At 48.1% G+C, this 20,667-nt stretch carries 18 protein-coding genes; all 18 read left to right on the top strand.

Annotated elements, in window-relative coordinates:
* Positions 1-81: 81 nt before the first annotated feature.
* The 18 genes from K3F53_RS12245 (at position 82) to murD (ending at position 20,628) form a co-directional block, all read left to right on the top strand.
* On the top strand, positions 82-966 hold the full coding sequence (locus K3F53_RS12245; protein ID WP_409338413.1) for a 5'-3' exonuclease: 885 nt from the start codon (positions 82-84) through the stop codon (positions 964-966).
* A 19-nt stretch (positions 967-985) separates the two neighbouring features.
* The gene (locus K3F53_RS12240; RefSeq protein ID WP_220559014.1) at positions 986-1,747 is read left to right on the top strand and encodes an enoyl-CoA hydratase/isomerase family protein; all 762 of its coding nucleotides are present in this window, start codon (positions 986-988) and stop codon (positions 1,745-1,747) included.
* Positions 1,748-1,886: 139 nt separating this feature from the next.
* A complete protein-coding gene (locus K3F53_RS12235) occupies positions 1,887-2,552 on the top strand; it encodes an RsfA family transcriptional regulator (protein ID WP_057898295.1) in 666 nt (221 codons plus the stop codon).
* 168 nt (positions 2,553-2,720) lie between these two features.
* Positions 2,721-4,067, top strand: coding sequence for an acetyl-CoA carboxylase biotin carboxylase subunit (locus K3F53_RS12230; RefSeq protein WP_091259656.1), 1,347 nt, complete (start codon positions 2,721-2,723; stop codon positions 4,065-4,067).
* 20 nt (positions 4,068-4,087) lie between these two features.
* Positions 4,088-4,303 (top strand): acetyl-CoA carboxylase biotin carboxyl carrier protein subunit, encoded by a 216-nt coding sequence (locus K3F53_RS12225; protein WP_057898296.1) that lies wholly within the window; start codon positions 4,088-4,090, stop codon positions 4,301-4,303.
* 12 nt (positions 4,304-4,315) lie between these two features.
* Positions 4,316-5,278, top strand: a complete 963-nt coding sequence (locus K3F53_RS12220; protein WP_220559013.1) for a hydroxymethylglutaryl-CoA lyase — start codon at positions 4,316-4,318, stop codon at positions 5,276-5,278.
* A complete protein-coding gene (locus K3F53_RS12215) occupies positions 5,229-6,785 on the top strand; it encodes an acyl-CoA carboxylase subunit beta (protein WP_057898297.1) in 1,557 nt (518 codons plus the stop codon). Before K3F53_RS12220 ends, K3F53_RS12215 begins: the two co-directional genes overlap by 50 nt.
* A gap of 137 nt (positions 6,786-6,922) precedes the next feature.
* A complete protein-coding gene (locus tag K3F53_RS12210; RefSeq protein ID WP_057898298.1) occupies positions 6,923-7,510 on the top strand; it encodes a TetR/AcrR family transcriptional regulator in 588 nt (195 codons plus the stop codon).
* Between the two features lie 207 nt (positions 7,511-7,717).
* Positions 7,718-9,358, top strand: a complete 1,641-nt coding sequence (bshC, locus tag K3F53_RS12205; RefSeq protein ID WP_220559012.1) for a bacillithiol biosynthesis cysteine-adding enzyme BshC — start codon at positions 7,718-7,720, stop codon at positions 9,356-9,358.
* Between the two features lie 19 nt (positions 9,359-9,377).
* A complete protein-coding gene (locus tag K3F53_RS12200) occupies positions 9,378-10,640 on the top strand; it encodes an adenosylhomocysteinase (RefSeq protein ID WP_057898300.1) in 1,263 nt (420 codons plus the stop codon).
* A gap of 149 nt (positions 10,641-10,789) precedes the next feature.
* Positions 10,790-11,011, top strand: a complete 222-nt coding sequence (locus K3F53_RS12195) for a division/cell wall cluster transcriptional repressor MraZ (protein ID WP_246615633.1) — start codon at positions 10,790-10,792, stop codon at positions 11,009-11,011.
* Between the two features lie 36 nt (positions 11,012-11,047).
* Positions 11,048-11,989 (top strand): 16S rRNA (cytosine(1402)-N(4))-methyltransferase RsmH, encoded by a 942-nt coding sequence (gene rsmH / locus K3F53_RS12190; RefSeq protein WP_408863243.1) that lies wholly within the window; start codon positions 11,048-11,050, stop codon positions 11,987-11,989.
* Positions 11,990-12,009: 20 nt separating this feature from the next.
* Positions 12,010-12,387, top strand: a complete 378-nt coding sequence (gene ftsL / locus K3F53_RS12185; RefSeq protein ID WP_057898303.1) for a cell division protein FtsL — start codon at positions 12,010-12,012, stop codon at positions 12,385-12,387.
* Positions 12,388-12,399: 12 nt separating this feature from the next.
* Entirely contained in the window at positions 12,400-14,625 is a 2,226-nt protein-coding gene (locus K3F53_RS12180) for a PASTA domain-containing penicillin-binding protein (RefSeq protein ID WP_220559011.1), read from the top strand.
* A gap of 113 nt (positions 14,626-14,738) precedes the next feature.
* The gene (locus K3F53_RS12175; RefSeq protein ID WP_057898304.1) at positions 14,739-16,652 is read left to right on the top strand and encodes a stage V sporulation protein D; all 1,914 of its coding nucleotides are present in this window, start codon (positions 14,739-14,741) and stop codon (positions 16,650-16,652) included.
* Positions 16,653-16,731: 79 nt separating this feature from the next.
* Positions 16,732-18,213, top strand: a complete 1,482-nt coding sequence (locus K3F53_RS12170; RefSeq protein ID WP_057898305.1) for a UDP-N-acetylmuramoyl-L-alanyl-D-glutamate--2,6-diaminopimelate ligase — start codon at positions 16,732-16,734, stop codon at positions 18,211-18,213.
* A gap of 31 nt (positions 18,214-18,244) precedes the next feature.
* Positions 18,245-19,207: a phospho-N-acetylmuramoyl-pentapeptide-transferase gene (mraY, locus tag K3F53_RS12165; RefSeq protein WP_057898306.1), complete on the top strand. Its 963-nt coding sequence runs from the start codon at positions 18,245-18,247 to the stop codon at positions 19,205-19,207.
* Positions 19,207-20,628: a UDP-N-acetylmuramoyl-L-alanine--D-glutamate ligase gene (gene murD, locus K3F53_RS12160; RefSeq protein ID WP_057898307.1), complete on the top strand. Its 1,422-nt coding sequence runs from the start codon at positions 19,207-19,209 to the stop codon at positions 20,626-20,628. The genes mraY and murD overlap by 1 nt, the downstream gene beginning before the upstream one ends.
* Positions 20,629-20,667 lie beyond the last annotated feature (39 nt).

Below are 20,667 nucleotides of genomic sequence, written 5' to 3'. Positions count from 1 at the left end.
AACAGACGATAGAAGCGAAGAAAGCCGACGGCAGAATGCCTGTCGGTTTTTTGTGTTACAATACAGAGGGAGGAGATAGGATTGAAACAGAATAAAGCACTGCTTGTCGATGGCATGAGTCTTCTGTTCCGCGGGTATTACGCGATGGCGAACCGAGGGCCGATGCGCGCAAAGAACGGGTATCCAACGAACGCTGTATATGGTTTTATGCAATATTTTTTTGACGCGATCATGACTTTTGAACCGACACATGTCGTTTGCTGTTGGGATATGGGGGCGAAAACGTTTCGTAACGAGAAGTTTGCAGGATACAAAGCGAACCGTAGCGAAGCACCTGATGATTTGTTGCCGCAGTTCGACCTTGTAAAAGAAATGATTGCTTCCCTTAATGTACCGAATGTCGGGGTGCCCGGATATGAAGCAGATGATGTTATCGGCTCCATTAGTCATACGTTTGCTAAGCAGGGCGCGCAAGCAATAATACTGACCGGCGATCATGATACACTTCAGCTAGTTGAAGAAAATGTGCACGTGGCAATTATGAAAAAAGGATTGTCCAATTATAAAGTGTACACGCTGGAAGCACTCCGTGCAGAAAAAGGTTTAAGCCCGGTACAAATGATCGATGTCAAAGGATTGATGGGAGACGCCTCGGACAATTATCCGGGCGTGAAAGGTATCGGGGAGAAAACAGCCATTAAACTTATTACTAAATATGGAACGATTGAGAATCTTTTGTCGAATATGGACGATTTAACGCCAGGATTGCGCAAGAAAATTATCGAGAGCTTGGACATGCTGCATCTTTCTCGCGAACTTGCCACGATCGTTTGTGATGTTGATCATAAGATAACGCTGGATACATGCGTATGGTGCGTGGACGTAGAACAGGCGCGCGAAAAATTCGAAGAATATGAGATTCACCGTCTGTTGAACAGGCTGGTTGAATATACTACCAACGCGTAATTTAATGGAGGGAGAGAGGATGAATACGATTTTAGTAGACAGACAGGGCGGCATTGCTCTGGTAACATTGAACCGTCCGGAGGTGCGCAATGCCATCAGTTTTGAAATGGTAGAAGAATTGGATAAATGTTTGGATGAATTGGCGGTTGACCGGGAAATTAAGGTTGTGATCTTCACAGGTTCTGGAGATAAAGCCTTTGTTTCTGGCGGTGATTTGGATCAGTTTTTGTCCGTACGCACGAAAGACAAGTCCCATCCGATGTTGATGCGGGTGGCGCGCCTCTTGAGCAAAATCGACCGCTATCCAAAGCCGACGATCGCGATGATAAATGGGGCGGCGATCGGAGGTGGTTGCGAGTTCGCCGTTGCTTGCCGCTTTCGTATGGCTAGTGACAGGGCAAGGATGGGATTTGTACAAATTGGCATGCATATTATTACCGGATGGGGCAGTGGAACGCGTCTTATGAAGAAGATTGGAACGAATCGTGCGCTGGCGTTACTTTTAACTGGGGAGATGTTCGATGCAGCGTACGGTAAGGAAGTTGGGTTTATCGATCGCGTATTTCCGCATGAAAAGTTACGTGAAGAAGTGTTTGGGTTCGCTGCTAAGATTGCGGAGAAGCCATTATGCAGCATCGAGGCGTATATGAAAGTAGCGAAAATGGTGGATTCAGGTCTGGAAAGCGACGTATGCATTGAAGAGGAAGTTGATTTGTGCTCTTCGTTATGGGGCTCGGACGCGCATTATGGAATTGTTCAGAAATTTTTGCGAAAAAAATAAGAAAGTATTATTCTCTCCGTTTAAAGATGTCTTGGACTGGACATACTATTTTAGTAGAAAGTCAGTCTATGAACTCTAGCAAGTGCATAAAGATAGTGATAACAAAGTAAATTGCTAAATAAACGGAGGGATTTGCAATATGACAGCAACACGTCAAGACGCTTGGACGCCGGATGATGATTTGGTGTTGGCTGAAGTGACATTGCGCCATATTCGTGAAGGAAGTACTCAATTATCCGCATTTGAAGAAGTGGGTGAACGGTTGAATAGAACGGCGGCAGCTTGCGGCTTCCGCTGGAACAGTACTGTGCGCAAACGTTACGAGGACGCGATTCAAATTGCGAAAGCGCATCGCCAGGAACGGAAAAAGGCAAAACGCAAGCTGAAGTCAGTCGCTGTTTCTGCGGAAGCACAGACAAGTCTAGCAAATGGGGCTTCTGCCATAGAAGGAAGCACAGGCATCATGCGTACGCAGGAATTAGAAGAAGAGATTTCGTTTGATATTGTTATCCGTTTTTTACGCAATCAGAAAGAAGCATTCAAGCGGGTGAAGCAATTAGAAAAAGAAGTGGTGGAAAGCCGTAAGAAAATCGAAGAATTACGCGCTGAAAACGATAGTCTAAAAGAAGAATTGAACCTTATGAAATCGGACTACCAGATTGTAAACGACGATTATAAAGCGCTTATTCAAATTATGGATCGCGCCCGCAAGATGGCGTTCCTTGGCGATAATGAAGATATTGATGCAAAGCCACGCTTTAAAATGGATGCCAATGGTAATTTAGAGCGTGTAGACTACAGGTAAATACTTGAAAAGCAAGAGGCGAACCGGCCAAACATTGCGGTTGGAGTGGGCCTCTTTTTTTTATGGTAAAAATTTTGAAAGTTAAAAGGTTTTTGCAAATATTTGTAGAAAGTAATATAACAGTCGTTTATTTTTACATACCATGCATGAAAGGGTGAGCAAATGGAAATCAAAACGATCCTTATTGCAAACCGTGGAGAGATTGCCCGCCGGATTATTCGGACGTGCAAAGCGAAAGGAATTCGCACGATAGCGGTTCATTCGGAAGCGGATGCCTCTATGCCTTTTGTGCGTGAAGCTGATGCGGCCGCCCTAATCGGTCCTGCGCCTGTTGCGCAAAGTTATTTAAATATGGATGCGATTTTGCAAACGGCGAAAGAACACGAAGCGGACGCCATCCATCCGGGTTACGGTTTGTTGTCAGAGAACGGGCGTTTCGCCAGAAGATGCGTGGAAGAGGGAATCGTGTTTATCGGGCCACGCGCGGAAGTCATGGAGGAGATGGGGGATAAAATTCGCGCACGTGCCAAAATGATGCAAGCAGGCGTGCCGGTTGTGCCAGGTTATAATGGAAACATTCCGGATGCGGAAGAAGCTTGCCGTATTGCCTCGGAGATCGGCTATCCGGTAATGCTGAAGGCGAGCGCGGGTGGCGGAGGCATCGGTATGCAGATTTGCCGGGATGACGAAGAAGTTAGAAAAGCATTCCAATCCGCTAAAGGACGGGCGAAAGCATACTTTGGCAACGATGATATATTTATTGAAAAATATGTGGACAATCCACACCATATTGAAGTGCAGATTGCTGGTGATGAGCATGGAAATATTGTACATTTGTTTGAACGAGAATGCTCGATTCAGCGTCGCCATCAGAAAGTGATTGAAGAAAGTCCTTCTCCGTTCCTTGATGAGACAACGCGGCACCTGATTTGTGATGCGGCTGTACGCGCGGCGCAAGCGGTCAACTATACAGGCGTCGGTACGGTCGAATTTATTATGAACGGCGACAAGGAATTTTTCTTCTTGGAGATGAATACTCGCCTTCAAGTCGAGCATCCGGTTACCGAAGCGGTAACGGGACTTGATTTGGTGGAGTTGCAGCTTGCGATTGCGGAAGGGAAAGCGCTCTCATTTTCCCAGAAAGAGGTGAAACAGCAGGGACATGCGATGGAGTTTAGGGTGTATGCAGAAGACCCGATAACGTTTATGCCATCTCCCGGCACAATTTCACGTTATGTGCAGCCTGAGGGGGAAGGGATTCGTGTTGATGATGCGGTCGAATCGGGGTCTGTCATTACACCATTCTATGATCCGATGATAGGCAAATTGATTGTAAGCGGAAATACGCGGCAAGAAGTGATAGAACGGGCGCAGGACGCGTTAGCGCAGTATGTAATTGAAGGAATTAAGACGAATTTGCCGCTACTTTCTGGAGTGTTGCGTGACGAGGAATTTGTAGCAGGCGTGTATACGACGCAGTTTGTGCAGCAAATGAAACGGACAACAAATAAATAGAAGGAGAAGGATGGTAGATTATGAAACAAGTGATAGCAAACATGGCGGGTACGGTCATCAGTGTCCTTGTAAATACAGGGGACGAAGTGCAGGCAGGTAGTGATGTGGTGATGATTGAATCGATGAAAATGGAAGTTCCAGTGGCAGCCGAAGTGTCTGGCAAAGTGAAGGTTGTCAAGGTGAACCCCGGCGATTTTGTCAATGAGGGAGATGTGCTCATTGAATTAGAAGGGTAAGGAGGGGAAAACGTGAAAGATCAGGTTACCCTTTTTGAAGTCGGCCCACGCGATGGGCTACAGAATGAAAAAACGGTCATTTCTACTTCTGACAAGGTTGAACTGATTGAGCGATTAGTCAGATCAGGTCTTCGTAAAGTGGAGGCGACTTCGTTCGTGAATCCGAAATGGATTCCACAGCTGGCGGATGCCGTAGAGGTGTTAAACCGAGTACGTATACATGACGACGTTGTATACAGCGCGCTCGTCCCAAATCTAAAAGGACTGGAGCGCGCGTGCAAGACCGGTATCAAAGAAATCGCGGTGTTTATGTCCGCAAGCGAATCCCATAACAAAAGCAATATTAACAAGTCTATCGCAGAGACATTTCCTGTGCTTCAGGAGGTGGTCGAAGCAGCTACGGACAAAGGGATGGACGTACGTGGATACGTATCGACGGCTTTTGGTTGCCCGTATGAAGGGGAGATTTCGCTTACGGCAGTTGCTCATGTGACGGAACAGCTGCTGAAAATGGGCGTATACGAGGTGTCCATTGGAGACACGATTGGTGTAGGTACGCCTAAGCAGGTAAAAGAGCGATTCACTTCGTTGATTGGACAATTTGGAAGCGATAAGTTAGCTGGTCATTTTCACGATACGCGCGGCATGGGGCTTGCAAATGTATATGCGGCGCTGGAAGCGGGCATTCGCACGTTTGATAGTTCCATTGGCGGATTGGGCGGTTGCCCGTATGCGCCGGGCGCTTCCGGCAACATTTCTACGGAAGATGTTGTTTACATGCTGCATGGTATGGGACTGAATACAGGCGTAGACTTGGAGAAGCTTGTGGAGGCGGGGGAATTCATGGAACGGGTTTTGGGTCGAGAGCTGCCTTCACGCGTGTTGCAGGTGATGAAAAAGACAGGCAAGGAAGGAGAATGCGGCAATGAGCGATACACAGCAGGCAAATCAAACATTGGAACAGACGCTTCATGAGCGAATCGAACAAATTCAACGGGGCGGAGCGGAGAAATACCATGCGAAGAATAAAGAGCAAAATAAACTGTTTGTACGCGATCGGCTGAAGTTGTTATTTGATGACGATTTTCAGCTTGAGGATGGCTTGTTTGCCAATTTCATGGCGGGGGATTTGCCGGCGGACGGTGTCGTAACAGCCATGGGTAAAGTAAACGGCCAGACAGTTTGTGTTATGGCAAATGATTCAACCGTTAAGGCAGGTTCATGGGGGGCTCGTACGGTTGAAAAAATCATTCGTATTCAGGAGACGGCGGAGAAATTGCGCGTGCCAATGATATATCTTGTGGATTCCGCAGGTGCGCGCATCACGGATCAGATTGAAATGTTCCCGGGCCGTCGTGGAGCTGGCCGCATTTTTTACAATCAGGTAAAATTATCCGGTATGATACCGCAGGTGTGTGTTTTGTTCGGGCCTTCTGCGGCCGGCGGCGCGTATATTCCAGCATTCTGCGATATCGTAATTATGGTGGAAGGTAATGCCAGCATGTATCTCGGTTCGCCGCGTATGGCGGAAATGGTAATCGGTGAGAAAGTGACGCTGGAAGAAATGGGTGGAGCCCGTATGCATTGCTCGGTGAGTGGTTGCGGTGACGTGCTTGCCTCTTCGGAGCAGGAGGCGATCGCATCTGCGCGCAGATACTTGTCCTACTTCCCTGCTAATTATCAGGAGAAGCCTCCGGTAGAAGAGGCGAGGCCTCCAAGAACAGGAGTCCGCAGCGTGGAAGAAATCGTGCCGACCAATCAGAACGCGCCGTTTAATATGTATGAATTGATTGAAGCCATTGTGGACGAAGGTTCTTTTTATGAAATAAAAAAATTGTTTGCGGCAGAACTTATTACCGGATTGGCCCGTATGAACGGCAAACCGGTGGGCATTATCGCCAATCAGCCGCGCGTTAAGGGCGGCGTTTTGTTCGTTGACTCGGCTGACAAAGCGGCGCGCTTTATCAACTTGTGCGACGCGTTCGGCATTCCGCTTATTTTTCTTGCCGATGTACCTGGCTTTATGATCGGCACGAAAGTAGAACGCGCGGGAATTATCCGTCACGGGGCAAAGATGATTTCCGCGATGTCCGAAGCCACTGTGCCAAAAATCTCGATCATTGTGCGCAAAGCGTATGGTGCTGGATTGTACGCGATGGCGGGACCCGCGTTTGAACCGGATTGCTGCCTTGCGCTGCCAACCGCCCAGATCGCTGTTATGGGACCGGAAGCGGCGGTGAACGCGGTGTATAGCAACAAAATTAATGGTATCGAAGACCCGAAAGAGCGCCAGGCGTTCATTATGGAGAAACGTAAAGAGTATCAGCAGGATATTGATATTTATCGTCTTGCGTCGGAACTTATTATTGATGGTATTGTGGAAGGAAGCCGCCTGCGCGAGGAACTGATTGACCGTCTTGCCGCTTACAGTAGTAAGCAGCTTACGTTCTCACATCGCAAACATCCGGTGTATCCGGTGTAAGCGGGGTGGGGAGTAAAGCGGCACCTCCGCCCTTCTTTTCATTTCATACTGAGGATTGGTACTTTGCTCCCGGCGTTTTCTAATGTGTACGAATGTGCTATGATGGAACATAACGATAGCAATTGAGGAGCGGGAGTATGAATCGGTCTTTTCAGCAGCGGATTTTAGAGGCTGCACATAAAGTTTTCATCGAAAATGGGTATCGTCAGTCCGACATGCGATCCATCGCCAGAGAAGCAGGAATCGCCGTCGGTACGATTTATAACTATTATCCGAATAAAGCGGTACTGTATCAGGAGATTCTTACTGGGCAGTGGAGCGAATTGGAGCAGGCTATTTTCCGGATGACATGCGACAGAGAACTGGAACCGCTTTTGAGACTGCACAATATTACAGATTGTTTGCTTAAATTCGTATCGCAACACTCCAGTTTTTGGCGGGAAATTATGGAAGACTCGAAACGCGAAGCAGAATTGCCGGATGAAGGACATAAAGCCCAGATTCAGGCGTTTGAACAGTTGAAAAAGCATTTGCGCCGCTTGTTTTCCGAAATGGTAACCGACGATTCAGCTTGGATTGAGCGCCACGTACTGACGTATATTGCCGCGGTCACACATATCGGTGTGTTTTTTCCGGATCAATTAGATATGAACCGAGAATATGTGACTGAACTGGTTCAACATATCGTTCAGTTAACGGAAAAGAAAAACTGCGACACTATATAGTACAAATAAAAAAGCGAAGCAAAAAAAGAACTGCATAGAAGTGCTTCTATAGCAGTTCTTTTTTGTGCTATAAGAAGATTCATTGGTAAATCTCTTCTTTCTCCTAGATTTGTTTTCTCTTTTTACAAAGAAATATTTTATGTCCGCACCGCTGTTTTCTTTTTTTCTCGTTTAGCGATATACTTATTTTTGATAAGAGAAGAAAGGATGAGCCACGTGCAAATTAAACAGGTGAAGATATCATTCGATCAAAAACTTGTACATGATTATATACATAACTACGAAAAGGTGAAGGAGTTCTATCCATATCACCCGTACCGGCAGAAGGATTACGAAGAACGTCTGGCATGGCTCGAGGCGCATCCGATTTTGCACCGCGTCGAACTTGTAGAAGGGCTTCTTGCGTTCAACAAAGAAATTGGCAATCATGCCCGTGCGCTGGAGAATATTGAAAAGCTGCGCCAGCCGGATACATATGTCGTAGTGGCTGGTCAGCAGGCAGGCGCGCTTACAGGGCCGCTGTATACGATTCATAAGGCGATTACGATTATTCGGCTTGCCGCTGAGCAGGAGCGGCTTCTGGGCAAGCGAATGATTCCTGTGTTCTGGATCGCAGGTGAAGATCATGATTATGAAGAAGTGAACCATGTATATACGCAGAGCGGCGGCTCCGACATTAAGAAAATAAAGCTGGAGACAGAATCGCCAGGGCGCGTCTCCATTTCCCGGTTACCGATAAAGCCAGAAACGCTGCGTGCATTCGTAGACGAATATTTCATTCAGCAGATTGTGACTGAGTTTTCTGATGAGCTAAAAGAAAAGCTGTATGAGTTTGCCGATGCTTCGGATACGTTGACAGGCTTTTTCGCGCGAACGATGGCTTGGCTGTTTGGGGAACAGGGACTGGTTCTTATGGATTCGGCGCTTTCCTTTGTCCGCCAATTAGAAAGGCCGGTGTTTGCCCGTGTTATCGAACAGAATGCGGAGTTAAACCAGGCGGTTGCTGCGCAAGGAAATAAGCTCGTAGCACTTGGTTATCATCGGCAAGTAGAGACCGACGAGACGAATGCACAGTTTTTCTTGTATAAAGGCAACGAAAGAATAGGCGTTACGCGGTTGCCAGACGGAACATTTAAAACACGAGACGGCAGTGAAACATATAAAAAAGAGGAACTTTTGGCGTTGCTTGAAGAACAACCGGATCGATTCAGTGCAAACGTGGTGACTCGCCCGCTTATGCAGGAGTACTTATTGCCCACGCTGGCATTTGTCGGCGGACCGGGTGAAATTGCATACTGGGGGTTGTATAGGAACAGCTTTATGCTTCTGGGATTTAACATGCCGCCTCTTGTTCCGCGCCTGACTTTCAGTTTGTTTGAAGGAGCGGTACAGAAAAGTATGCGGAAGTTTGGTTTAAGCGTAGAGGACGTATTGAACAGGCTGGAGGAGAAAAAAGAAGAATTTCTAGCTGCACAGGATACGCTTCACCTGGAAGACAAGTTTGCACGAGTGAAAGCCGAGATACAGGCGCTGTACGAGCCGCTGATCCGGGAAGCGGCCGGCATTGAACGCGGCCTTGAGAAGCTGGGTGAGAAAAACCTGGAGAAAATTCTTGAGCAGGTGGCATACTACGAAGGGAAAACCCGCTCCGCTTTTATTAAACGGCACGAAGCAGCGCTGCGGCAGTTTGACCGCATTAGAGCATCGCTCTTTCCATTGGACAAACCGCAGGAACGAGTTTACAATATATTTGGTTATCTTAATAAATACGGCATAACATGGTTTAGGGAGTTTGTTTCGTATCTATACGACATTTCGCCCGAACACTATGTCGTATGCATTGATTAAAAAACGGGGGGCTGACAATTTGAACACGATGGAAAAAAGCATTGTGCGCGATATGAGTCTGGCGCCAAGCGGTCATCTGAAAATTGATTGGGTAAAAGAACACATGCCGGTGTTAAACCGCATTCGCGAACAATTTGAAAAAGAGCAGCCGTTCAAAGGGCTGAAAGTTGCTATTTCGCTGCACCTGGAGGCAAAAACGGCATACTTGGCGAAAGTGATTAAAGCCGGCGGCGCTGACGTGACGATTACAGGCAGCAACCCGCTTTCCACACAAGATGATGTAGCGGCTGCGCTTGTTGAAGATGGTATTACAGTATTTGCTAAATACAATCCGAACCCGGATGAATATAAAGAGCATCTTATCAAAACATTGGAAACGAAGCCGGATCTGATTATTGACGATGGAGGAGATCTTGTCACCATTCTGCATTCCGAACGTCCGGATTTGCTTGCACAGGTGCGCGGCGGCTGCGAAGAAACGACAACAGGCGTAATTCGCAACCGGGCACTGGAAAAGTCCGGCGAACTGAAATTCCCAATGATTGCTGTAAACGATGCGTATTGCAAATACTTGTTTGATAATCGCTACGGTACGGGTCAATCTGTTTGGGACGGCATCAACCGCACGACGAATCTTGTTGTGGCTGGCAAAACGGTTGTCGTTGTAGGCTATGGCTGGTGCGGACGCGGTGTAGCGCTGCGTGCGAAGGGGCTGGGTGCCAAAGTTATCGTTACGGAGGTTGACGGCATTAAGGCCATCGAAGCGTACATGGACGGTTTTGAAGTCATGCCGATGGCGGAGGCCGCAAAGCATGGGGACTATTTCGTAACCGTAACAGGCAACCGCGACGTTATCCGTGGCGAACATATAGAAGTGATGAAAGATGGTGCAATTCTTTCTAATGCCGGTCACTTTGATGTCGAGATTAATAAGCAAGAGCTTGAAGCGCTTGCGGTATCCAAGCGCGTAGTACGCAAAGACATTGAAGAATATGTGATGAAAGACGGTCGCAAAATTTATCTGCTTGCAGAAGGACGTCTCGTAAACTTGGCGGCTGGGGACGGCCATCCGGCAGAAATTATGGATATGACGTTCGCACTGCAGGCTGTATCGCTCGCTTATGTTAATGAGCATTATAAAAAAATCGGTCCGCGCGTACTGAATGTACCTTATGAATTGGACGAAAAAGTGGCCCGTCTCAAACTAGAAGCTTTGGGACTGGGTATAGACACTTTGACCGAGGAACAAAAGGCGTATTTGGAAAGTTGGAAAGAAGAATAGGAAAAAGGTTATAATGTCGAATGGGTGTAATTACCTATTCGACATTTTTTTTATGATTTTAGCGCTAATTCAGCAAAACTTCCTATTTTTTTATAGAAGGATTTTCGTTTATAAGCTAGAATTACGTATGTGGTATAAAGTGGGGCAAAGTGGATGTCCGCGCTTTCACTCGCCTTTTTTCAGGAATGACTGAATGTGTACAGGACAAGCAGGGCAGAGTAAATATACCGATCGTTTTGCTTCAATATGGTCTTATTGATAAAGGATGCGCCGTTATTGGCGTATCCAGCATTGAGATTTGGAGCCGGGCGATGTGGAAGGAATATGTCGCCCATTCCAGCGATATTTTAATGAAATTGCAGAAAAGATGATTGATTTTGATTTGTAGCAGGATACAAGGAGGAAATATGATGTTCCATCATATTACGGTGCTGCATCAGGAAGCAGTAGACGGCCTGGTGATTAAGCCGCACGGAATTTATGTGGACTGTACGCTTGGGGGCGCTGGCCACAGTTCGTTAATCGCGTCGCGCCTGACGAAAGGAGGCCGTCTTATCGCGATTGACCAGGATGATTACGCCCTTGCTTCCGCTAAGGAGCGGCTTGCGCCGTATATGGAACATGTGACGCTGGTAAAAAGCAACTTTCGCCGTATTGCGCACATATTGGACGAATTATATATCGAACAAATTGACGGCATATTGTTCGACCTAGGCGTTTCCTCTCCGCAGCTTGATGAAGCTGAACGGGGGTTTAGCTATAATGCGGACGCGCCGCTTGATATGCGAATGGATCGGACGCAGCCGCTAACGGCCCATGAGATTGTGAACGGGTGGCCGGAAGAAGAGTTGGCGACCCTTATTTTTGAATATGGCGAAGAAAAATTTGCTCGCCGTATTGCTAGAGAAATTGTACAGGAGCGCAAAAAGCGTCCCATCGAAACGACGGGAGATTTGGTTGAACTTATTAAGCGCGGCATTCCGGCCGCGGCAAGACGCACCGGACCACATCCTGCAAAGCGAACGTTTCAGGCGATCCGCATTGCGGTAAACGATGAATTAAACGCGTTTAGGGAAGCATTGGAATCAGGGATTGAGCGGCTTGCACCCGGTGGCAGGGCAAGTGTTATTACGTTCCACTCGCTGGAAGATAGAATTTGTAAACAGACGTACCAAGAATACAGCAAAGGATGTGTATGTCCACCGGATTTTCCGCAATGTGTTTGCGAGAATAGACCGGTTTTGAAAATTATTACACGTAAGCCGATTGTACCTAAAGAAGCCGAATTGAAAGAAAACCGCAGAGCTCGTTCGGCGAAATTGCGGATTGCTGAAAAATTAGCAAATTAGGAAAAGGGGGAGAGGTAGCATTGCGTTTATACAATCAGGGAAATCTCGCCGCGCGTATCGAACAGAAGCCGAAGCAGCGCATGATTCAAAAGAAAAGGGTTACAATTCGCTACGGCATTAGCTCGGGAGAGAAATTGCTCTATTTTTTCGCGATTATTGCTCTTGTGGGTGTATCCACGCTCATCGTCGCTCGCTATGCGCAAATTTCCGACTATAACTATCAAATTCTTGAGACAAAGAGCGAGATGAAAAAAATGACAGAGGAAAACGGAGAGCTTAGAGCGAAAATCGATGAACTGAGCAAGCCAGAAAGAATCCGCAGCATCGCCGAACAAATGGGTTTGAGCAAGCTTGACAATACGGTTCGCGTATTCAAAGGCGGTACGGCCTCGAATTAGGGGGACATAGAAATGAAAGATATAAGAAAGAAAATTAACCTGCGTACGTTTTTCATAGGGGGGCTATTTACGCTCTCTTTTTTTGCGCTTATTTTCCGCACGTTCTGGATTCAGTATATTGATAGCCCTGAATTGCTTGTCAAAGCCAAAGATACATGGGAGAGAAGTAGCGCGCTTAACCCGAAACGCGGCGAGATTGTAGACCGCAATGGTCAAGTTCTCGCTTATCAGGGAAAAGCGTATACCGTTATCGCGCGTCTAAAGCCGTACCCGAATGACAAAAAAAATACAAACTATGTGAGCAATCCTGAAGAAACAGCGTCCAAATTAGCTCCCATTCTTGACATGCCGAAAGAAAAAATTTTACAGCGTCTTATGCGCAAAGACGTAGACCAGGTAGAAATCAGGCCAGGTGGTTGGAAAGTTCCGAAAGAAACCGCTGATAAGGTAAAGGAGCTTAACCTTCCAGGCATTGGATTATATGAAGAATCACGCCGTTATTATCCGTACGGCACATTTGCTTCTCATGTGATAGGCTATACCAACCTAGATGGAGAAGCGAAGATGGGGCTTGAACGCCAGATGGACGAGCAACTGCGCGGAGAAAAAGGAAGTCTGAAATTTAGAAAGGATCGGCTGGGCAACCAGCTTCCGGGAGGCGTGGAGTCGTACAAGCCGGCCAAAGACGGAAATAAAGTTGTGCTGACGCTGGACCACCAGATCCAAAGCTATGTCGAGGACGCGCTGAACCAGGCGGACGCTAAATATAAAATGAAGAGCGTTAGCGTTGTGGTAGCAGATCCGAACACTGGTCAGATTCTGGCGATGGGCAGCCGCCCTAGCTTTAATCCGAATGCTCCCAAGGATATTCAAAATTTCACGAATCCGGTTGTCAGCGCGGAATTTGAACCGGGTTCCACATTTAAAATCGTCACACTGGCTGCGGCGATTGAAGAGAAGGAGTTTAATGCGAACGAATATTATAAGTCCGGAACTTACAAGATCAAAGGCAGTCCGCCAGTTCGTGACCATAACCGCGGCATTGGTTGGGGCTGGATTACGTTTAAGGAAGGTGTGAAGCGTTCCAGTAACGTGGCGTTTGTTATTCTCGGATACGACAGACTGAAAAAAGATAGGTTGTTTAGCTATCTGCAAAAGTTTGGCTTCGGTGGGAAAACCGGGATTGAACTGCCGCGTGAGGCGCGGGGGTCATTCGATCCAAATCGGAAATATTATCCGCGTGACATCGCGTCTATCACGTTCGGACAAGGTGTAACTGTTACGGCGATTCAGCAGGTGGCGGCAGTTGGTGCGATCGCGAATGGCGGCAAGCTGATGAAGCCATATATTGTAAAAGAGATTCGTGACCCGAAAACGAACGAGGTGATCCAGGAGTTTAAGCCGCAAATGGTTCGCCGCGTTGTGTCCGAAGATACGGCAAAGCAAGTGCGCGATTTGCTGGATGCGGTTGTCAACGAGAAGCATGGAACTGGCCAACCGTTTGCGCTGCCGGGCTATCATGTCGCCGGTAAAACGGGAACTGCTCAGGTAGCGCGTAATGGACATTATGTGCGCGGTAAATATATTAACTCCTTTATTGGTTTTGCGCCAAAAGATAAGCCGAGACTGCTTGTTTATGTGATGGTGGAAGAGCCGCAAATTGATACACCGTCTGCGGGCGGCAAAATTATTGCGGCCCCGATTTTTAAGTCTGTTATGGAGCGCAGTCTCCAATACTTAAAGCTCTCGCCGGATGAGACGGATGGCCACACGACAGAAATCATGGGCGATGAATCGACCGTTATGCCGGATCTTATCGGAAAAAACGTTAGTCAGGCGAAACAAATCTTAGGGCAGGCCGGCCTTCGCGCCGAAATTCTTGGAAACGGAAAAACGATTGTCAGGCAATATCCGAGCGCGAAAGCGGAGTTGACCAAAGGAAGTGCTGTGTATATATTGACCGTTAAAGATGGAACGCAGATGCCGAATTTGACGGGCAAAACGCTGCGTGAAGTAATGGAGCTTGCTTCGCTGCTCGATATCCAAGTGACCGGCATTAACGGGGAAGGCTACGTCATCACTCAGAGTATACAGCCAGGAGCAAAAGTGAAAAAAGGCGACAAGCTGGCGGTGACACTGGCGCCGAAATCAACGACAGGCGCGGCGCAGCCGGAAGGAGAAAAAGCGAAAAAGCACAAGGAAGAAAGTGGTGAACAGAACATAAAAACGGCGAACTAAGGAAAGCCCGTTCTATCTTTTTTCTTCATCGAATAGGGTTATTGTTGAGAGTATAATATGCGGACGGGCATACACGCGTCCGCGTATCCATTCGATGAGGGGGGAGAAAGGACGTGCGTGTATCCGGAGTTACCGTTCGACGCCGTATTTTTATTGCGATGCTGCTTGGGTTTTTTATGTTCCTATTGCTTATCACACGCCTTGGATATGTACAATTATGGAAAGGATCTGGGCTTACGGACATGGCGGAAGAATTGTGGACGCGCAACATTCCGTTTGAAGCCAAGCGGGGACGGATTCTCGATCGGAATGGGGAAGTGCTTGCGTACAATATTAGCGTACCTTCCGTTTTGGCCATCCCGGCCCAAATCAAAGACAAATCCATGACCGCACGCAAGCTGGCGCAGGTTCTAAAAGGAAATGAAAAAGAAATACTCAAAAAAATTAGCCAGCGTCAGTTGATTGTGCGCGTGCCGGGAGGCCGCCGCATTTCCCCGGAGGTGGCCAAACAGGTGCAGGCGTTGAATTTGCCTGGCATTCAATTGACGGAAGATAGTCAGCGTTATTATCCACGTGGCGCGTTTTTGTCCCATGTGCTCGGCTTCACCGGAGTGGATAACCAGGGGTTAACCGGGATTGAGCGCGTGTATGATGAACAACTAAAAGGGAAGTGGGGCTATATATCGTTCGGCGCAAATGCAGCCGGTCAGAAAATGCCAGGTCTTTCGGAGCGATTTACTCCGCCGGAGGACGGGAAGGATTTGCATTTGACGATCGATGCTAATATTCAAGCCATTATTGAGCGGGAGCTAGACCAGGCGATGGTTGTATACCAACCGGACGATGCGCTTGCGATCGCTTATTCGCCAAAAACCGGGGAAGTGTTGGGAATGGCGAGCCGGCCGAACTATGATCCGGGCCGGTACAAAGAATATCCGGTTGAGACATATAACCGAAACTTGCCGATCTGGAAAACGTATGAGCCGGGTTCCACGTTCAAAATTATTACTTTGGCGGCCGCGCTGGAAGATAAAAAGGTTGATTTGGATAAGGACACGTTCAACGACCCTGGATTTATCAAAGTGGCGGGTGCGACATTGCGCTGCTGGAAGCGAGGAGGACATGGCCATCAAACGTTTTTAGAAGGCGTAGAAAATTCATGTAACCCCGGTTTCGTTCTGCTAGGCCAGCGTCTTGGCAAAGAGCGCTTGTTTCACTATATTAAAGAGTTCGGATTCGGCAAGCGGACGGGGATTGACTTGCTTGGCGAGGAAAATGGTGTGCTATTTTCACTTAACCGTGTCGGACCAGTGGAACTTGCTACCACGTCGTTTGGTCAAGGGGTATCGGTGACGCCCATCCAACAGGTGGCGGCGGTCGGTGCCGCGATTAATGGCGGCAAGCTGATGAAGCCGTATATTGCCAAAGCGTGGTATGATTCAAAAACCGGCAAGATGCTAGAGGAAAACAAGCCGAAGGTGGTGCGTCAGGTGATTTCGCCTGAGACGTCCGCCAACGTGCGACGTGCGCTGGAAAGTGTCGTAGCGAACGGTACAGGGCGCAATGCCTATATCGACGGGTATCGTGTCGGCGGCAAGACGGGAACCGCCCAGGTGGTAGAAAACGGGGTTTACTCGAAGAACAAGCATATTGTATCGTTTATTGGGTTTGCACCAGCGGATGATCCGCAAATCATTGTGTATACAGCTATTAACAATCCGAAGGGCATTCAGTTCGGGGGGCGTGTCGCTGCGCCGATTGTACGTAACATTCTCGATTCTTCATTGCGTTATATGAAAGTTTTGCCCCGAACACAGCAGATGGAGAAAGAGTATCAGTATACGGACAAAAAAATCGTTCAGGTGCCGAATCTTATCGGCATGGAACGTAAAGATATTACCGGTTCCTATTATTCTTTCCCTCTTGATATTTCAGGCAGAGGCAGTAAAGTCACTTACCAGTCACCGCAACCGGGAACAAGAGTAGAAGAAGGCTCGACCATTCGCGTCTACCTGGGTGACAAATGAAACAAAGAGCATTAAAATATATGCGGATATGCATGAGAGATAGAAAGCGGATTTTCCGTCGGAAAGAAGGAGAAGGGTAATGCAACTAGAACAGTTATTGGCACCTCTTGCCCTGTGGCGCGCCACAGGAAATGTGAAAACAAACATTACAGGGATTGAAGTTGATTCGCGTAAAGTAAAGCCGGGCGACTTGTTTATATGTTTGCCCGGTTTTACGGTCGACGGACATGATTTCGCCGTGAAAGCCGTAGAGCGAGGCGCGGTGGCCGTACTTGCCCAACGTGAGGTAAGCGTGCATGTTCCGGTTGTGTACGTGCCGGATACAAAGCGCGCGATGGCTGTGCTGGCAGACCGGTTTTTCGGCCATCCAACGCAACACATGAAAATCATCGGGGTAACTGGAACGAACGGCAAGACGACGACCACGTATTTAATTGAGCGTATTCTGGGAGAAGCCGGTCATCCAACCGGCATCATCGGCACGATCGAGATGCGCCTGGGTGATGAAGTACGGGAAGTGAAAAATACGACGCCTGAAGCGCTCGACTTGCAGCGTGCGTTTCGCTGGATGAAAGACAAAGGAGCAGAATACGCGGCGATTGAAGTATCTTCACATGCACTGGATATGGGACGTGTACGCGGCGTGCGTTTTGCGACAGGCGTATTTACCAATCTAACGCAAGATCATCTTGATTATCATAAAACGATGGAGAATTACTTGCAGGCAAAAGGCCTATTGTTTTCACAGCTTGGCAATGAGTATGATAATGAGCGGATGAAATACGCTGTGTTGAACGCGGATGATCCGGCGAGCGAAACGTTTGCGCGGATAACCCCGGCGCAGATCATTACATATGGTATTCGTAATGCAGCGGATGTACGCGCGAGAGATATTTTGATTACGGCCAACGGTACGCGCTTGACGATTGATACGTTTGTTGGGAGCATGACGCTTACGCTTCGCATGATTGGCAACTTCAACATATACAATGCGCTCGCTGCCACTGCGGCTTGCCTTGTAGAGGGCATACCGCTTGAGCAGATTAAGGCTACGCTTGAAAAAGTGGAAGGTGTGCGTGGCCGCTTTGAGAGAGTGGATGCAGGACAGGACTTCACGGTTATCGTTGACTATGCTCATACGCCGGATAGTCTGGAAAATGTATTGAAAACAATCCGCGAATTTGCGGAAGGCAAAGTGTATTGCATTGTTGGTTGCGGCGGCGACCGCGACCGGACAAAGCGCCCGATTATGGCCTCTATTGCAGCGCGCTACGCGGACGTGGCTGTGATTACGTCCGACAATCCGCGCTCTGAGGATCCTAAGGCCATTATAGACGAGATGGTGGCTGGCCTTATCGCCGATGGCGTAAATGAAGAGCGCTACTTTACGCGCGTGGACCGTCGGGAAGCCATTCGTGAAGCGATTCACAGGGCAGCGCCGAGCGACGTGGTGCTCATCGCCGGCAAAGGCCATGAAACGTATCAAATTTTAAAAGACAAAACCATTCATTTCGATGATAAAGAAGAGGCCTATCAAGCCATACTAGAAAAGAAAAAGTAGGATGAGGAGAAAATAGAAAGGAGGGCGCACAATGCTAGTACGGGTTTTGTTTTTTTCGATCGCTGCAGCTTTTTTGATTGCGGTTCTTCTCGCTCCGCTCTTCATTCCTATTCTAAGACGCTTGAAGTTTGGCCAGACAATCCGCGAGGAAGGACCGAAGGGGCACCAAAAAAAAGCGGGTACACCGACTATGGGCGGAATTATTATTTTGCTTGCGCTGACTTTTACAGTGATTAAATTCGCGAATCAGTCGGTCGAGATATTTCTGTTGCTTTTTATTACACTGGGCTATGGATTAATTGGTTTTCTTGATGATTTCATCAAAATCGTGATGAAGCGAAATCTCGGGCTGACCGCAAGACAAAAATTGTTTGGTCAACTCGTAATTGGCGGCGTATTTTATTATGTGCTGCTCCGCAACGGTTATGACACAATTGTTTCGATTCCCGGTACGGATTGGGGCATAGAGCTGGGATGGCTGTACTTGCCTCTTGTATTGCTTATGACTATCGGCGCTTCTAATGCCGTCAATTTGACAGACGGACTGGACGGGTTGTTAGCGGGAACGAGCGCGATTGCATTCAGCGCATATGCGGTAATTGCCTGGACAGCCAGCCAGATGAATATCGCTATTTTTTCGGCTGCGGTCGTCGGGGCAGTGCTTGGTTTTCTTGTATTTAATGCGCACCCTGCCAAAGTGTTTATGGGGGATACGGGTTCTCTTGCCCTCGGCGGCGCGCTGGCAGGCGTCGCGATTTTAACAAAAACAGAAATCTTGCTTGTGATTATTGGCGGGGTATTTGTGATGGAAGCCCTGTCTGTTATCATTCAGGTTATTTCATTCAAAACGCGAAAAAAACGGGTATTCCGCATGAGTCCGTTGCACCATCATTATGAGTTGGGCGGCTGGTCCGAATGGCGAGTAGTGGTCACCTTTTGGTTTGCCGGACTGATTTGCGCAAGCCTGGGCGTGTATATTGGGGTGTTGAGCTAATGTCAGTAGAAGAGGGAAAAGCGTTATATCAAGGGAAAAGAGTCCTGGTGCTTGGCCTCGCCAAAAGCGGGGCCGCTGTGGCGCGCGTGTTGAAGCATTGCGGCGCCTTAGTAACGGTAAATGACAAAAAGCCGGAAAGTGAATGTGAGGAGGCAAGAGATTTGTGGGCGGAAGGGATTGATGTTATTTGCGGGGGGCATCCCGACGACATTGTAAATCCGTCCGTCGATTTCGTAATAAAAAATCCGGGGATTCCGTATTCGGTCGTACCGATTCAAAAGGCGCTTGCGCTTGGCATTCCAGTAATAACGGAAGTGGAAGTCGCATATGAACTGTCGGATGCGCCCATTATTGGAATCACTGGCTCGAATGGTAAAACGACGACCACTACACTGATTGGGCGCATGCTGGAGGAAAGCGGTCTTCATCCGGTTGTGGCTGGCAATATTGGCACACCGTTGAGTGAACAGGCGGCCCAGGCAAAGGCGGAGCAGACGCTGGTGGCAGAGTTGAGCAGTTTCCAATTGAAGGGCACGCGACGGTTCCGTCCGTCCATTGCCTGTCTGCTGAACGTGTATGACGCGCATTTGGATTATCATAAAACAAAGGAAGACTACGTACATAGCAAAAGCAAGCTGTTTGCGAATCAAACAGCCGAAGATGTGGCTGTACTGAATTATGATAGCGAGATTTGTCGGGCGCTTGCGGCTGATATAAAGGCCGCTCTTCTTTGGTTCAGCACAAAGCAAGAGGTGGAACAGGGAAGCTTTGTTCGTGGAGACGAAATCGTATTTAAGCGCCCGCAAAACGGAAGATTAGCGCAAAAACTGTCGGAAGCCCCGGAGATAGAGAAAGTGCTTCGTCTGGATGAACTGGCGCTTCCAGGAACACATAATCTGGAAAATATTTTGGCGGGTGTCTCTGTGGCGCGTGCTGCCGGGGCGAGTATAGAAGCGATTCGGCGCGTACTTCGCACATTTGCCGGGGTGGAGCACCGGCTTGAATTTGTGGCGGAAATTAATGGGGTTAAATACTACAACGATTCGAAGGCGACCAATCCGGAGGCGGCGAGCCGGGCACTTGCTTCGTTTGTCGCGCCAATTATCTGGATTGCAGGTGGTCTTGACAGGGGCATTGATTTCAAAGAGCTTGTGCCACTTCTAAAAAAGCGCGTTAAAGCGGTCATCACATATGGACAAACAGCAGAAAAATTGTTGGCTCGGGCGGAAGAAGCAGGGATTATTCGCAGAAAGCGCGTCGATAATGTTACTGACGCGGTTGCGCAGGCCCGACTGATCGCTCAGGAAGGGGATGTGGTACTGCTCTCGCCGGCGTGTGCCAGCTGGGATATGTACAAATCGTTCGAAGAGCGGGGGGTCTTGTTTAAGCAATCCGTGCATAAGCTTAAAACAAGCCTGTAACCGCTGTTTGAACGTTTGATCCAAAATCAGGGGATTGAA

It is taken from the genome of Aneurinibacillus thermoaerophilus (assembly GCF_019603355.1).
GTDB lineage: Bacteria > Bacillota > Bacilli > Aneurinibacillales > Aneurinibacillaceae > Aneurinibacillus > Aneurinibacillus thermoaerophilus.
This window is presented reverse-complemented; position numbering and strand designations above follow the sequence as displayed.

What these genes read in the sequence shown, in the direction of transcription:
- K3F53_RS12240 (WP_220559014.1), top strand. Translation starts at nt 986, where the DNA reads ATGAATACGATTTTAGTAGACAGACAGGGCGGCATTGCTCTGGTAACA.
- K3F53_RS12235 (WP_057898295.1), top strand. Translation starts at nt 1,887, where the DNA reads ATGACAGCAACACGTCAAGACGCTTGGACGCCGGATGATGATTTGGTG.
- K3F53_RS12225 (WP_057898296.1), top strand. Translation starts at nt 4,088, where the DNA reads ATGAAACAAGTGATAGCAAACATGGCGGGTACGGTCATCAGTGTCCTT.
- K3F53_RS12215 (WP_057898297.1), top strand. Translation starts at nt 5,229, where the DNA reads ATGAGCGATACACAGCAGGCAAATCAAACATTGGAACAGACGCTTCAT.
- K3F53_RS12210 (WP_057898298.1), top strand. Translation starts at nt 6,923, where the DNA reads ATGAATCGGTCTTTTCAGCAGCGGATTTTAGAGGCTGCACATAAAGTT.
- bshC (WP_220559012.1), top strand. Translation starts at nt 7,718, where the DNA reads ATGAGCCACGTGCAAATTAAACAGGTGAAGATATCATTCGATCAAAAA.
- rsmH (WP_408863243.1), top strand. Translation starts at nt 11,048, where the DNA reads ATGATGTTCCATCATATTACGGTGCTGCATCAGGAAGCAGTAGACGGC.
- K3F53_RS12180 (WP_220559011.1), top strand. Translation starts at nt 12,400, where the DNA reads ATGAAAGATATAAGAAAGAAAATTAACCTGCGTACGTTTTTCATAGGG.
- K3F53_RS12170 (WP_057898305.1), top strand. Translation starts at nt 16,732, where the DNA reads ATGCAACTAGAACAGTTATTGGCACCTCTTGCCCTGTGGCGCGCCACA.
- mraY (WP_057898306.1), top strand. Translation starts at nt 18,245, where the DNA reads ATGCTAGTACGGGTTTTGTTTTTTTCGATCGCTGCAGCTTTTTTGATT.
- murD (WP_057898307.1), top strand. Translation starts at nt 19,207, where the DNA reads ATGTCAGTAGAAGAGGGAAAAGCGTTATATCAAGGGAAAAGAGTCCTG.